13 protein-coding genes and 1 pseudogene are annotated in these 14,450 nt (G+C 30.7%); 6 read left to right on the forward strand and 8 right to left on the reverse strand.

Translation table 11 applies throughout. The annotated features are described in order from the left end of the window. Window positions 1-19: 19 nt before the first annotated feature. From UEQ13_RS08170 to ahcY, 6 genes and pseudogenes are all read right to left on the reverse strand, one after another. A complete protein-coding gene (locus UEQ13_RS08170) occupies window positions 20-1,114 on the reverse strand; it encodes a DUF4407 domain-containing protein (protein WP_329805863.1) in 1,095 nt (364 codons plus the stop codon). Window positions 1,115-1,366: 252 nt separating this feature from the next. Next, a complete protein-coding gene (locus tag UEQ13_RS08175) occupies window positions 1,367-3,301 on the reverse strand; it encodes a M56 family metallopeptidase (RefSeq protein WP_329805864.1) in 1,935 nt (644 codons plus the stop codon). Next, complete coding sequence (locus UEQ13_RS08180) at window positions 3,298-3,669, reverse strand: BlaI/MecI/CopY family transcriptional regulator (RefSeq protein WP_329805865.1); 372 nt, start codon at window positions 3,667-3,669, stop codon at window positions 3,298-3,300. Before UEQ13_RS08180 ends, UEQ13_RS08175 begins: the two co-directional genes overlap by 4 nt. Window positions 3,670-3,817: 148 nt before the next feature. Then, a pseudogene (locus tag UEQ13_RS08185) lies at window positions 3,818-4,075 on the reverse strand (adenosylhomocysteinase); the annotation flags it as partial. 114 nt (window positions 4,076-4,189) lie between these two features. Continuing rightward, entirely contained in the window at window positions 4,190-4,855 is a 666-nt protein-coding gene (locus tag UEQ13_RS08190; RefSeq protein ID WP_329805866.1) for a hypothetical protein, read from the reverse strand. A gap of 304 nt (window positions 4,856-5,159) precedes the next feature. Next, on the reverse strand, window positions 5,160-6,476 hold the full coding sequence (gene ahcY, locus UEQ13_RS08195; protein WP_166129845.1) for an adenosylhomocysteinase: 1,317 nt from the start codon (window positions 6,474-6,476) through the stop codon (window positions 5,160-5,162). A gap of 147 nt (window positions 6,477-6,623) precedes the next feature. On the opposite strand from ahcY, the gene UEQ13_RS08200 reads away from it, so the two are divergent. The 6 genes from UEQ13_RS08200 (at window position 6,624) to UEQ13_RS08225 (ending at window position 13,043) form a co-directional block, all read left to right on the forward strand. Beyond that, on the forward strand, window positions 6,624-7,283 hold the full coding sequence (locus UEQ13_RS08200; protein WP_329805868.1) for a 4'-phosphopantetheinyl transferase family protein: 660 nt from the start codon (window positions 6,624-6,626) through the stop codon (window positions 7,281-7,283). A gap of 118 nt (window positions 7,284-7,401) precedes the next feature. Next, window positions 7,402-8,118, forward strand: a complete 717-nt coding sequence (locus UEQ13_RS08205) for a phosphoglycerol geranylgeranyltransferase (RefSeq protein WP_329805869.1) — start codon at window positions 7,402-7,404, stop codon at window positions 8,116-8,118. 1 nt (window position 8,119) lies between these two features. Beyond that, window positions 8,120-8,725, forward strand: coding sequence for a nicotinamide riboside transporter PnuC (gene pnuC, locus UEQ13_RS08210; RefSeq protein WP_329805870.1), 606 nt, complete (start codon window positions 8,120-8,122; stop codon window positions 8,723-8,725). Beyond that, window positions 8,701-10,254, forward strand: a complete 1,554-nt coding sequence (locus tag UEQ13_RS08215; RefSeq protein ID WP_329805871.1) for a DUF4301 family protein — start codon at window positions 8,701-8,703, stop codon at window positions 10,252-10,254. Before pnuC ends, UEQ13_RS08215 begins: the two co-directional genes overlap by 25 nt. After that, complete coding sequence (arfB, locus tag UEQ13_RS08220; RefSeq protein WP_329805872.1) at window positions 10,254-10,655, forward strand: alternative ribosome rescue aminoacyl-tRNA hydrolase ArfB; 402 nt, start codon at window positions 10,254-10,256, stop codon at window positions 10,653-10,655. Before UEQ13_RS08215 ends, arfB begins: the two co-directional genes overlap by 1 nt. 282 nt (window positions 10,656-10,937) lie before the next feature. Next, the gene (locus tag UEQ13_RS08225; RefSeq protein ID WP_329805873.1) at window positions 10,938-13,043 is read left to right on the forward strand and encodes a TonB-dependent receptor; all 2,106 of its coding nucleotides are present in this window, start codon (window positions 10,938-10,940) and stop codon (window positions 13,041-13,043) included. A gap of 52 nt (window positions 13,044-13,095) precedes the next feature. Here UEQ13_RS08225 and UEQ13_RS08230 read toward each other — a convergent pair whose 3' ends face one another. After that, a complete protein-coding gene (locus UEQ13_RS08230; protein ID WP_329805874.1) occupies window positions 13,096-13,632 on the reverse strand; it encodes a glutathione peroxidase in 537 nt (178 codons plus the stop codon). Window positions 13,633-13,634: 2 nt separating this feature from the next. Beyond that, window positions 13,635-14,441 (reverse strand): hypothetical protein, encoded by an 807-nt coding sequence (locus tag UEQ13_RS08235; protein WP_329805875.1) that lies wholly within the window; start codon window positions 14,439-14,441, stop codon window positions 13,635-13,637. Between the last annotated feature and the right edge of the window lie 9 nt (window positions 14,442-14,450).

Raw genomic sequence — 14,450 nt, forward strand, 5'->3', positions numbered from 1 at the left:
GCTAAATCCGCGTACCTAATTAAGATTTAAACTTCGCCAAATAATTCTCCGATTGAATTTTCATTATCTCAGTTGCATTTTTCTTCTTCAAATTATATAGTTCTTTGTCGGTTTTGATTTCCGCATATACTTCATCATAAATAGAAGCATCTGTTTTCTTTTGCAAATCGCGTTGGTAACTATTTTGTTCGATTAATGTTTTATAACTAATTTCAGCATCTTCAACTTTAAAATCGTATTCACTTTTACTAGCTAATAATTTAGCAATAATTGGCGAAGTTTCAATAGCTAAGAATAACAACATAATAAACAAAGAAGGTAAAAATGGTAATTTATCTAACGCATTAATTCTTGCCATTAAACCGTCGAAACTATCAATTATAGGTTGCGAATCGGTAACTTTCTTATCCAAATCAGCTTGTAATGTTTTACTTTTTGTTTCTTTTTCAGCAATTAATTTTCCATTAGAAACTTTTAAAGAATCCAATTGTTTCGAAACCAAATCGTAAGCATCACGCTTTTCCTTGTAAATTGGTCCTTTACCCATTTTCTTGGTTCCGGCCGTTCCTTCCGCTTCAGTAATGTACGATTGATACAAAGCTGACACTTCTTTTTCTTTAACGGTTAATTGACTTTTTAAACTATCAATTGATGCTTGATTTTTATCTACATCTGTTTTAAAGAAATTAGCGACTTGTTTTTTATTCGCAATTGCCATTTCGTTTTTCTCTTTTAATAAAACGGTATCAATTTCTTTTTTGAAGATTTTAATTTCTAAGGGTTTTGAAATTACGATTGCGATAATCATAGCTAACACAATTCGCGGAGACGCTTGAATGAATTCATCCATAAAACTATCACGCTTTTTGATGGTTGAAACAATAAATCGGTCTAAGTTAAAAATTAATAAACCCCAAATTAATCCGAAGAGTGTCGCCATATATACATTGTCAAAAACCGCATATAAAGCGTAAGAACAGGCCACGAAAGCCATAATTGCAGTAAAGAAAACAGTTGCGCCAATTCCGGCATATTTATTCTGTTCTCCGTTGGAGCAAGAGGTAACAATATCTTTGTCCGCTCCAGAACAAAGGATAAAAAATGATTTTAGCATAACAATTCGTTTTACAACCAAAAGCATACACTTATGGTTAGTTGATGATTGATGATGATGATTACAAATTTGTTGCCAAAAATGGTTTTTTGTTACAGGTTTTTGGATTTATTATTGAATAGCTAGACAGAGATGTGCAAAATAGCACAGAGAATCTATTATTTTAAACACAGATTATCACAAATTTTCACAGATTACTATCGATTGTTTTAGAATAAAAAATCCCCAATAAGAATGGGGATTTTAAGTAATTTATTTTTTCTTTTGAGAATTTTTAGCTCTAGAACTTGACATCACGATTGAGTCTCCAGGACATCTTCTCAAATATTTATCCATATTATTATCTTTATAATACTTATGAGTATAAAACCAGTATTGAAATGGTTGCGGATGAGTTTTTGTACGCGCGTTTTTCAAGATAACACTTCCACTAAAATGCACAAAATCAGATGGCTTATAATCCTTTAACTTACTATTAGATACATTTAGACCATCAATCCAAATAGCATACTTTTTAGAATTCTTAAATCCTTCAAACTCTTTAATTGTTGGAGAAATTCTTTTTAAAGGACCTGGTCTACAATATTTAATAAATGTAAATTTTTTAATTTCCTCAGAAGTTAAATCTTCGTATTTCTTATCTAACAATAATTTACCACTTACTAGTTTAGCTTTTACAAATTTTGCATTTTCATAATATAAAAATCGTACACCTTTATAATATTCTGCATCAGATGTTTTATACGTTACATATTCAACTTTTCTTTCTTGCTTATTTCTAACAACTAATTTTTTACTTTTTTTTGGTGATTCAATTTCATAAGCAATGTATGATTTTGCATCCTTATAATTTGCACTTAATATCTTAATAGTATCATTACCAAATTTTAAATGACTGTTTTTTAAATGTTTATCAAAATAAGCATTCGTATATAGTGTGTAATAATAGTCGTTTTTAAATTCCCCTAAATCAGCTCTTCTGTACATTTTAGTATAAGTTTGATGTTTAAAATCAGAAGGTTTATAATTTGCTAATTCTGTGTTTTTAATAAACTTATCATTAATTTTTACAGCTATATCATGGTTTGAAACTAATTTATTATACAATTCATTAGTAACTTTTCTTTCTACTATTGGCTCTTGAATATAATCTAAGAATTGTCTTTTTTCTTCTAAAGTTAACTCTTCATACATTTTATCAATTACCACCTTTTTTTTACTTTCATCTTTCATTATCACTCTTACATTAGAGTAGTAACGATCTCTTTGTTTGTCTTTTAAAGTTGGAGTTATTTTCTCCTTTGCCACAACTTCAATACAGAAAAAATAAATCAATCCAGCAAGAATTGGAACTACAGCAATTTTTTTCAAAACAGCTAATTTTTGTGATGTGTTTTTTGTCATCATAATCAATCTTTTTTTGGTTACTAAATAATTCAAATTACTGGCTAAGTAAACTGTTTGGTTGTCGCTACCTTTTTGTAAAAGCAAATTCTGATAAAACGGAACATTATCATAGGTTTTTACAATTTCTTCATCGGCCAAAAATTCATGATTGAGTTGAATGGCTTTTTTATATAAGATGAATATTGGATTGAACCAAAAAACAACTTTTAAGAACTCAATTAATAAAACATCTAATGTGTGCTTTTGAGTTACGTGAACTAACTCGTGCGCAAACAATTCTTCTTCAATATTTCTGTTTTTATAATCTTCTGAATTAACAAATATCGCATTCAAAAATGTATGCGGAAGTGTTTTTTCTTCCATCAAAACCAATGTGGTGTTTTTATACTTTACTTTAGGATTTGATTTAATTTTAGAAATTAATTTGAGATAATTTTTTCCAAATCGAACAAATAAAAACAAAGTTCCCAATAAATAAGCACTCCAAATTAGATACGGAATGTAGTTTACAGTTTCTTCTACTTGAATATCATTTTCATTAAAAATTATTTTCTCCGGAGATTTCGAAATCGAATAAATATTTTCTGGTTTGATATTCTCTACAACTGGGATAACCTTAATAAATTCAAAAGTCACAAACGGAATTACTAAAGAAATCAAAATTGAAATCAAAAGATAAAACCGATTGAATTGATGCATTTTTTCTCGTTCTAAAACCAAATGATAAAAACCAAGAAACACAATTAAACTAATAGTAGATTTTAATAAGAAGTCGATCATTTTTTCTTTTTTTGAAGTTCAACGTCAATTATTTTTTTCAATTCTTCCAATTCAGATTCCGTTAAATTGGTTTCTCTTGTAAAAAAAGAAGCAAATTGAGAAGATGAATCGTTAAAGAAATTTTTAATTAATCCATTTACATGTTTCGAAAAATAGTCGGTTTTTTTTACCAATGGATAATATTCTCGTGAATTCCCAAATTCATTATAAGCCACAAATTTTTTATCAATCATTCGTTTTAAAAGCGTTGCCACAGTTGTTGTTGCAGGTTTAGGTTCTGGATAAACTTCTAACAAATCTTTCATGAAAGCTTTTTCTAGCTTCCAAAGATGTTCCATTAATTGTTCTTCTGTATTTGATAAAGTCATTTGTTCTACGAATTTAGAATTAACTCTACAAATGTAGAATAATATTTTTATTCTACAAACATAGAGCAAAAATTTAACAAAAAATCCGCAATCTTTCGATTGAGGATTTACTATATTTAAAAATGACTATTTACTAATAACGGTAGTATTATGGCTTAATTGGTCCAGCCACTTCAACCTCAATATATGCAGCTTGATCGTCACGTAACATTTCTAATTCTACTCCAAATTTAGAAAGGTGTAAAGCAGCCACTTTATCTATATGTTTAGGCAACATATACACTTCATTTTTGAAGTTGGCACTGTTTGCCCACAACTCTAACTGCGCTTAAGTTTGGTTTGTTAACGAGTTACTCAATACAAAAATTGGGTGACCTGTAGCACAACTTAAGCTCACTAAACGTCCTATTGAAAAATAACAGATTTAGCCCATTTTTATTTATCCTAGCAATATATTATAATATAAATTTGACAAGTATATTCAAAACTAAAAATAAATTTATGAAAACAGAAGTACTTATTACCTTATTTGATTAATGGTAAAATTACAATCTTCTCTTGCCCCAAGCAGATTCAAACTCACCAAAGTACTTAATACATTAAAACTAATTTTATCACCAGTATTTAGACTTACTAGTGTTGTTACCGTTCTAACAGGAGGCGTAACATTTACCAATGTTACTCCAACGTTAGCAAACGAAGTTCTATTAATTACCGTTCCATTTTTCAAAATGGCTACTCCAAAATTTGTAGCAACCGCAATAAGCGCAGTAGCTTTGATTTGAATCGAAACTTGATAAATCCCATCTTGTTTAGCAGTAAACTCTGATAGCGTTGTATTGAACTCATTGTTTAAGTCGAATTCAACAAAATCAAACCCAATCTTACAAGCATCCGCCAATAAAGTTAGAGTCACATCACTTGAACTATTGAAGCTACCTTTTACACATGATTTTAAATTGCTTTCAAATACCATTTTGGAAGATACTCTTTTTACATTTCCAATATTATCAACCACTAAGATTGAATCTTTAGCAGCGCTAATGTTATTAGTTAAAACTGTTGTTCGAACTCTTAAAGTCCCATTAACATCTAATTGAGCGGTTGGTGTTGTAGTGCCAATACCTACTTGCGCAACTATTACTCTCACCGAAAGTAACAATAAAATTGTTGAAAGTTTTTTCATAATAGTTAAATTTAGTTTAATATAAATTTACTGAATTCAAACTTTATAAAAACAAAACAAATGTTAAATTTTACTTATTTTGTTAAATTTATACTTTATAAACATTAATATAGTTAAAATATTAGTGTATAAATATATAAAACGCAATATTACAACGTATTTATCAAAATCTAAATAAAAAATAAATAATATATTTCAAATACTATCAATAAAAAACCCTCACATTTCTGTGAGGGTTTTAGTATCAAAAAATAAACGGATTACTTATCTCGAAATTTCAGGACTGTAAACTATTTACCAATTTTTAGTATCTGTAGTATTCTGGCTTGAATGGACCAGCCACTTCAACTCCAATATATGCAGCTTGATCGTCACGTAATGTTTCTAACTCTACTCCTAATTTAGAAAGGTGTAAAGCAGCCACTTTTTCATCTAAATGTTTAGGTAACATGTACACTTCATTTTTGTAGTTGGCACTGTTAGCCCATAACTCTAACTGCGCTAAAGTTTGGTTAGTAAACGAGTTACTCATTACAAAACTTGGGTGACCTGTAGCACAACCTAAGTTTACTAAACGTCCTTCAGCTAAAATAATAACTTCTTTTCCGTTTACTGTATAAATATCAACTTGTGGTTTTACTTCGTTTTTAGTGTGTCCGAAGTTTCCGTTTAACCAAGCCATATCAATTTCGTTATCGAAGTGACCGATGTTACAAACGATAGCTTTATCTTTCATTGCTTCAAAGTGACGACCTAAAACGATGTCTTTATTTCCAGTTGTAGTAATTATGATATCAGCATTAGCAACCACTGAATCTAATTTTTTAACTTCGAAACCATCCATTGCTGCTTGTAAAGCACAAATTGGGTCAATTTCGGTTACAGTTACAATAGAACCAGCTCCACGGAATGAAGCTGCAGTACCTTTACCAACATCTCCATATCCACAAACTACTACTCTTTTTCCTGCTAACATTACGTCAGTTGCTCTACGAACTGCATCTACTGCAGATTCTTTACAACCATATTTGTTATCAAATTTAGATTTAGTAACTGAATCATTTACGTTGATAGCTGGCATATATAAAGTTCCTGCTTTCATTCTTTCGTATAAACGGTGAACTCCAGTTGTAGTTTCTTCAGATAAACCTTTAATTCCTTTTACTAATTCAGTGTATTTATCAAACACTAAGTTTGTTAAATCTCCACCATCATCTAAAATCATATTTAAAGGCGCACGCTCTTCACCAAAGAATAACGTTTGCTCAATACACCAATCAAATTCTTCTTCATTCATACCTTTCCAAGCATAAACCGGAATTCCAGCAGCAGCAATTGCAGCAGCAGCGTGATCTTGAGTTGAGAAAATATTACAAGAAGACCAAGTAACATCAGCTCCTAAAGCCACTAACGTTTCAATTAAAACCGCAGTTTGAATTGTCATGTGTAAACATCCAGCAATACGAGCACCTTTTAAAGGCTGGCTTGCACCAAACTCTTCTCTAAGCGCCATTAATCCTGGCATTTCAGCTTCTGCTAATAAAATTTCTTTTCTTCCCCATGCTGCTAAAGAAATATCTTTAACTTTGTATGGTACGTAAGGAATTGTTGTTGTACTCATTATATTTGTATATTTATTTTAATTTAAGTCCGCAAAGGTACAACATAAGTTTTAAATTCAGAAATAAATAATTGATATTTATGTTTTATCCACATCGCTAAACCACTGAATAACAATTATATAAAATTTTCATAACTCAAAAGAAATATGCCTTTTTTTCAAGAAATCAAGATTAACGAACAAACAACCGCTTATTTTTGGAAAATTTCCGAAGATATCGATTGGCTTTTTGAGAATGTTCCACTTAATGAAAAGTCAAGTTCTAGATTGGAAACGATGAGTTCCATCGAACACAAAAAAGGATTTTTAGCGGTGAGAATGCTGTTGCAACATGTTGGTTTTACAGATTTTGATTTGTTTTATGATGCATTCGGGAAACCGCATTTAAAAGATAAAAGTAAAAAGGTAAAAGGTAAAAGTACACTAACTCAACACATCTCAATATCCCATTCCCATGAGTTTTCTTGTATTTGTATTAGCAATCAGTCAATTGGAATTGATTTAGAAAAACGCAAAGAAAAAACCCTAAAAATCGCACCCCGATTTATGGATATTTCGCATTTAGAAAACCTTTCAGAAGCAGATAAAATTGCAAAAGCAACTGTTGTTTGGGGCGTAAAAGAGAGTGTTTTTAAATTGAAAAACGAAAAAGGCATTAGCTTTCCAAATCATATTTCCGAATCGCCTTTTCATCTTGAAGACAAAAAAGGAAAGGCTCATTTGAATTTTAATAACGCATCAGAAGATTTTCAATTTCAGTTTGATTTTGTAGACGATTATGTTTTCGTTTGTGTCATGAATGTTTAGCTATTTCACAGAGTTACGCAGAGTCAACACAGAGATTCACAAAAATTAAAAAACTTCGTGAATCTTTGCGAAATCTCTTTGCGAATCTTTGCGTTATAATTCTTACTTTCGCAAAGCAATGAAAAACATCTACCAAAATATTTTAGCTACCAAACAAGTAAACAAAAAATTGTTGGCTATTTTGATTGATCCAGATAAGACTAAAGTCGGCGAAATTGAAAATTTATCTCAAAAAATCAATGAATCTCCAGCCACTCATATTTTTATCGGCGGTAGCATCGTAGAACAAATTTGTATCGATTCTCTAATTATCGAAATCAAAAAATATTGCCACTTACCTATTCTTATTTTTCCAGGTCATCCATCTCAAATTTCAAATGAAGCGGATGGGATTTTATTTTTAAGTTTACTTTCAGGCAGAAATCCCGATTATTTAATTGAACATCATATTAATTCGGTAGACATTTTAACCAATTCAACTTTAGAAATTATTTCAACCGGTTACATTTTAATCGATGGCGGAAACGAAACGGCTGTACAACGCGTTAGTCAAACTTTACCTATCGAAAATACGAATATCGAGTTGGCATACAAAACCGCAAAAGCAGGTGAATATTTAGGCAAAAAACTCATTTATCTAGAAGCTGGAAGTGGCGCCAATCATCATGTTTCAATAGAAATGGTTTCATTTGTTGCTAAAAACATTTCTGTTCCTTTAATAGTTGGTGGCGGTATTAGAAATCTAACAAAAATAGAAGAAATTTTTAAAGCTGGTGCTGATTTAGTAGTAATTGGAACAGCTTTTGAAAATGATTCTAACTTTTTTACTACATAACATGTTCGAAACCATAATCAATCAATACAAAAGCATTCCAAATTGGCAAATTGGCATTGAAATTATCGTATTTATATTCGGAATTTTAAGCGTTTATTTTGCTAAAAAAGAAAATATCTTAGTGTATCCAACCGGAATTATCGCAACAGTTATTTCTATATATATTATGTTCAATGCTAAATATTTTGCCGATATGAGCATTAATATTTATTATTCCGTAATGAGCATTTACGGCTGGTATGAATGGAAAAAAGTCACAAATGGAACTACGCTTTCAATTTCCAGAACCAACACTAAAGAAAAAATTATTGGGGTCATACTGTTTATAATAACAGCAATAGTTTGCGTTTTTATTTATCAATTTTTCGATTATAAACTACAGACTAACAATTATTTAGACATTTTTACAACAGCATTATTTTTCTCAGCTATGTGGTATATGGCTCGTAAAAAAATAGAAAATTGGACACTTTGGATAATTGGTGATGCGATTTGTGTTTATATATTTTTCGATAGACAACTCTATATAATTGCCTTTCAATACATAATTTTTACTATTTTAGCCATCTCAGCTTACTTAGAATGGAAAAAATATTTAGCGAAATAGATTTAAAACAAATAGTTACACGCGGAAATTCTCTTGAAAAAATCATGCAACAATTGCATTATTTCAAAAACGGAATTCCAAATATAAACTTATATAAAATTGCATCATTAAAAGATGGAATTTTTCAATTTTCTGAATCGGAAATAGAAGAATTTTGTACCTATTTCGACAAACACAAAGACAAATATACTATAGAAAAATTTGTTCCTGCAAGTGGCGCAGCAACGAGAATGTTTAATTCTTTAAACGAATTTCTAAACGCTTTTAATCCAAAAAAAGACACGATAAATTCTTATGTTAATCTTAATAAAGACAAGGATTTAAGCTTATTTATTGTCGGCTTAAGAAGTTTTCCTTTTTATAAAGATTTAAAAGAAAAAACAAAAGCACTTTTTACAGATTATCCAAGCTACAATTCCGATCAAAAAGTGTATGTGATTGTCAAAACATTACTCACAGAAGACGGCTTAAATTTCGCCAATAAACCAAAGGGGATTTTACCATTTCACATTCAGAATAATGAAATTTTAACACCAATAGATGAACACGTTTTTGAAACCGATTTCTATAAGAAACCGAATGAGAAATCGAAAATACATTTCACCATTTCAAAAGAATTTGAAAACGATTTTTTGAACATCACCAATAAATATGACAACCTAGAAATTACGTTTTCCTATCAAAATGAAACTTCCGATACGATAGCCGTAAATGCCGATAACTCTCCATTTCGTACGGAAGAAAATGAGTTGTTTTTTCGCCCTGGCGGACATGGCGCTTTGATTGAAAATCTTAACCAATTGCAATCAGATGTAGTTTTTATCAAGAATATTGATAATGTTTCGCAAAATAATAGAGAACTTATTCTAAGTTATAAAAAATTAATTGGCGGGATTTTACTTTACACCAAACGCCAAGTCGAAATCTCATTAAAAAAACTAGTAAACAACGAAATCAACGAAAACAATATTAAAGAAATTATTGCTTTTGTTGAAGAAAAAATGTCGTTTCCATTACCAGAAGAAATTAAAATGTTTCAATTTGAATACCAAAAAGAATATTTAATTAAAATCCTAAACCGACCGATTCGTGTTTGTGGAATGGTAAGAAACGAAGGAGAACCTGGTGGCGGACCATTTTGGGTTCAAGACGAAAAAGGACGTCATAATTTACAAATTGTGGAATCTTCTCAGGTAGATTTAACAAATGAAAACCAACGCAAAATTTTTAAAAATTCCACACATTTTAACCCTGTTGATATCGTTTGTAGTATCAAAGATTTTGAAAACAACAAGTTTGATTTAACCAAATTCGTAGATGACAAAGCCGCTTTTATTACGGAAAAAACAAAAAACGGAAAACCTATAAAAGCCTTTGAATTACCGGGATTATGGAATGGTGCCATGGCAAAATGGACGACTATTTTTGTCGAAGTTCCTATTGAAACCTTCAATCCTGTGAAAAAAGTAAACGACTTATTAAAGCCAGCACACCAACCTAATAATTTAGATACTAATTCTGCTTTATAATGAAAGTTGAAATATTAAATTCTGAACTTAATTTTAAAGCCGTAAGAAGCAGTGGCGCTGGTGGACAAAACGTAAATAAAGTTTCCTCAAAAATGGTTTTAATATTTGATGTAGCGACTTCACAAGGTTTAGATGATGCTGAAAAACTTCTACTTCAAACCAAATTAAAAACAAAAATTTCTCAAGAAAATTTACTGATTTTAACCTGCGATGAAGACCGAAGCCAACTCAAAAACAAACGAATTATCATCAAACGATTTTTCGAAATTTTAGAAAAAGCATTAGTAAAACCTAAAAAAAGAATAGCTACAAAATCAACAAAAGGCGCTAACGAAAGACGCATTCAAGAAAAGAAAAAAGCCGGAGAAATTAAGGCTGGTAGAAAAAAATTAGATTTTTAAACTTTTAACTTGGAAGTTTAAAATAAAGAGTCATATCTTTGCCCCGTCTCAAAGGGGTGCTTGTTTTTACAGGCTGAGATTATACCCATAGAACCTGAGCAGGTAATGCTGCTAAGGAAAATAGAGAAAACAAACTTTTGTAATTCCGAACGGAGTGCGAATTCTCACCAACATTTATTAACTAATTATTTTTAACCAAGAGTAATTACCCCTTTTATTCGTATTTTTTTACGAATTATGTTTTCATTTAAAAAGAGTTTTACACTCACTGCATTTTGCCTTTTGCCACTCGCATTAAGCGCTCAAGAACAACCAAAAGATTCTGTTAAATCAATTGAAGAAGTCTTGATTTCTGGCGTTAGAGCCAAAGACAAAAGCCCAATTACCTTTACCAACGTTTCCAAAGCACAAATTGCTCCGAGAAACTTAGGTCAAGACATTCCCATTTTATTAAATTATTTACCTTCTGTAGTGACCTCAACCGATGCTGGTGCTGGAGTTGGTTACACTTCCATGCGTGTTCGTGGTTCTGATGGTTCTCGAATTAACGTGACTTTAAATGGTGTGCCGTTTAATGATAGCGAAAGTCAAGGAACGTATTTTGTAAATTTACCTGATTTTGCTTCTTCATTAGAAAGTATTCAGTTACAACGTGGTGTTGGAACATCTACAAGTGGAGCTGGTGCATTTGGGGCGAGTTTAAATTTACAAACCAAAGCCTCTCAACCAAATGGTTATGCAGAATTAGCCAATTCAGCAGGAAGTTTCGGGACAAGAAAACACACGTTAGCTTTCGGAACAGGTTTACATGATAATTTCGAAATGAACGCTCGTGTTTCAAAAATTGATTCAGATGGTTTTATTGATAGAGCTTCTTCTAATTTATTTGGTTATTATTTCGATGCCAATTATATCACAAAATCTACTATTATTAAAGCGATTGCATTTGGTGGAAAAGAAAAAACGTATCAATCTTGGAATGGTTTAGAAGATGAAGAAAAGCTAAGAAACGATAGAACGTATAATTCGGCCGGACAATATACTGATGCAAATGGAGAAACACAATTTTACGGAAATGAAGTCGATAATTACGGTCAAAATCATTTTCAATTGCATTGGAATCAAAAATTAGCTTCAAAATGGCAATCAAATGTGGCGCTACATTACACTTCAGGAAAAGGTTATTTTGAACAATATAAAGAAGATGAAGCTTTTGCAGATTACTTTTTACCAGATTTTGGAGCAGTAACCACAACAGATTTAGTTAGAAAACGTTGGTTAGACAATGACTTTTTCGGAACTACTTTCTCTTTAAATTATAAAACAGAAAAAACAGATGTAATTATTGGTGGAGCGGCTAACAAATACCAAGGCAAGCATTTTGGAGAAGTCGTTTGGACACAATATTACATTCCAACAACCAACAAATATTACGATAATTTTGGTAATAAAAACGATGTGAATTTCTATTCAAAAGCATCGCAACAAATAGGAAAAATTAATGTATTTGCCGATTTACAATATCGAATGGTTTTCTATCAAGCGAATAGTATCAAATTTAATGATGTAAATGACACGTTTCGTTTCTTCAATCCGAAAGCGGGAATTACTTACACATTAAACACAGCAAGTTCTATTTATGGTTATTTCGGAATTGCTAATAAAGAACCAAGAAGAGATGATTATGAAGATAAGGCTAGCAAACCTAAAGCTGAAAACTTACAAGATTTCGAATTGGGTTATAAATTCAAAAACAATAAAGCTACCGTAAACATCAATGCTTTCTACATGAAATACAAAGATCAATTGGTAGCCACTGGTGCGTTAAATGATGTTGGAAGTCCAGTTTTTGAAAATAGCGGAAAAAGTTACCGTTTAGGTATAGAAATAGAATCGGCAATTAAGCCTTTAAAATGGTTAACTGTTGCACCGAACATTACTTTAAGCACCAATAAAAATGAAGATTTCGAATTTAAAAGAGATGGTGTTTTAACCAATTTAGGAAACACTAACATTGCGTATTCTCCAAATTTAGTTGTTGGAAATAATATCACATTTACACCAGTTAACGATTTACAAATTTCTTTCTTAACGAAGTTTGTAGGCGAACAATATATGGGAAATATTGATGCTAAAAAATCAGTTTTAGCTGATTATACCACATCAGATTTTAATATTACTTACGAATTGAAAATTAACGAAGGAATCAAATCTATTGTGTTTTCGGGAATGATAAATAATATTTTCGATAGAGTTTACGAATCAAACGGATATTTTTATACGTATGATGACAACTGGAGTGGCCCAGGCATTACAACCATTGAAGGCGTTGGATATTATCCGCAAGCAGGAATCAATCTCTTATTTGGAATCAACTTGAAGTTTTAAGTATTTTTATATAGTTATGTTTTTAGAAAGGTTAGAAGAAATTCTAGCCTTTTTATTTTCCTTCAATCCAAGCCGTAATACTTCTGTCGTCTGGTTGCGTTTTTGGCGAAATGACTTTTTCTAATTCGCCATTTTCATTTAGCAAATACTTTTGAAAATTCCATTTTACAGTAGAATCTTTCACACCATTTTTCGATTTCTTAGTTAAGAATTCATAAACAGGATGCATAGAACTTCCTTTTACAGAAATTTTCTCCATCATTGGAAAAGTAACGCCATAATTGATACTACAAAATTCCTGAATATCGTTGGAATTTCCTGGTTCTTGCCACAAAAAATTATTGGCTGGAAAACCAATTATTTCAAAATTTTCAGATTTATATTTATCGTAAATTTTCTGTAGTTTTTCGTACTGAGGCGTTAACCCACATTTTGAAGCTGTATTTACAATCATCACTTTTTTTCCTTTTAAAGTGGAGAAATCAAACTCGTTGCCTTGTAAATTCTTAACTACAAAAGAATGAATGGAACCTTTTGGATAGGATTTGGTATCTTTTTTGAAAAAAGAAAATAATTTTAGAAAATTCATGTCTAGTTATTGATATACGAATCGAAAAAATAATCTGCTCTAACAAATACATTTTCAACATTTTTAGTTGCGCTTTCAAATTGCACTAAGTAAAAAACATTATTTGTTTTAATTATTTTAGCTTTTCCATTAATTGTCATTACTTTATTTTGTATTTTATACTTAAACATATCATTATTTATAGAATAAGCATTAACATTAGAATCAATTAAATCTTTAGTATTGTTTTCCCTGATCTTTTTCCAATCTTCTTGTAGTTTTTCTATAGAAGTTTTCATTTTATAAATAACAACGCTTTCGTTTTGGGTTGATCTCAAAAACAAGACAACTGTTTTATCGTCATTCAAGTTACTTAAAGAATAATATTCATTGGGAATTGTAACAGAAAATCCTTTGTCAATTTTTACAATTGAATCTTTTGTAGTTTGAATTATTCCAAGTTCTTTAGCATCTTCTGAAGAAATTAAACTCATTTGATCAACCTCTTGCATCTCTTCTTGAGTTGGCATCTGGCTTTCAGTTTGTTCAAATTGATTCATTTCTAAAAGATTATTTTGTTCAACCTCTTTTCTTTTGGAACAAGAATTCGATATTCGAACTATAGAAAAAACGATAATTGCTATGGAAAGTAAAATTCTCCAAACGGGAGTATTTGAGCTATTTGATTTTGAACTGGTTGCTCCATAGGAAGCTTCTGGACGACTTTCATCGTATTCAAAAGTAGGACATTGATTTTCAAAATTAGGAATATCATCCGTTAGTTTACAAACCATTCCTCTAGCTACAGTTAGATTTCTATGTTTGCACATTCTGCAAAC

Source organism: Flavobacterium facile (assembly GCF_036321945.1).
Classification (GTDB): Bacteria; Bacteroidota; Bacteroidia; order Flavobacteriales; family Flavobacteriaceae; genus Flavobacterium; species Flavobacterium facile.

Excerpts from the sequence above, each read along its gene's own strand:
- UEQ13_RS08170 (WP_329805863.1), bottom strand. The coding sequence starts at position 1,114 with ATGCTAAAATCATTTTTTATCCTTTGTTCTGGAGCGGACAAAGATATT.
- UEQ13_RS08175 (WP_329805864.1), bottom strand. The coding sequence starts at position 3,301 with ATGATCGACTTCTTATTAAAATCTACTATTAGTTTAATTGTGTTTCTT.
- UEQ13_RS08180 (WP_329805865.1), bottom strand. The coding sequence starts at position 3,669 with ATGACTTTATCAAATACAGAAGAACAATTAATGGAACATCTTTGGAAG.
- UEQ13_RS08190 (WP_329805866.1), bottom strand. The coding sequence starts at position 4,855 with ATGAAAAAACTTTCAACAATTTTATTGTTACTTTCGGTGAGAGTAATA.
- ahcY (WP_166129845.1), bottom strand. The coding sequence starts at position 6,476 with ATGAGTACAACAACAATTCCTTACGTACCATACAAAGTTAAAGATATT.
- UEQ13_RS08200 (WP_329805868.1), top strand. The coding sequence starts at position 6,624 with ATGCCTTTTTTTCAAGAAATCAAGATTAACGAACAAACAACCGCTTAT.
- UEQ13_RS08205 (WP_329805869.1), top strand. The coding sequence starts at position 7,402 with ATGAAAAACATCTACCAAAATATTTTAGCTACCAAACAAGTAAACAAA.
- pnuC (WP_329805870.1), top strand. The coding sequence starts at position 8,120 with ATGTTCGAAACCATAATCAATCAATACAAAAGCATTCCAAATTGGCAA.
- UEQ13_RS08215 (WP_329805871.1), top strand. The coding sequence starts at position 8,701 with ATGGAAAAAATATTTAGCGAAATAGATTTAAAACAAATAGTTACACGC.
- arfB (WP_329805872.1), top strand. The coding sequence starts at position 10,254 with ATGAAAGTTGAAATATTAAATTCTGAACTTAATTTTAAAGCCGTAAGA.
- UEQ13_RS08230 (WP_329805874.1), bottom strand. The coding sequence starts at position 13,632 with ATGAATTTTCTAAAATTATTTTCTTTTTTCAAAAAAGATACCAAATCC.
- UEQ13_RS08235 (WP_329805875.1), bottom strand. The coding sequence starts at position 14,441 with ATGTGCAAACATAGAAATCTAACTGTAGCTAGAGGAATGGTTTGTAAA.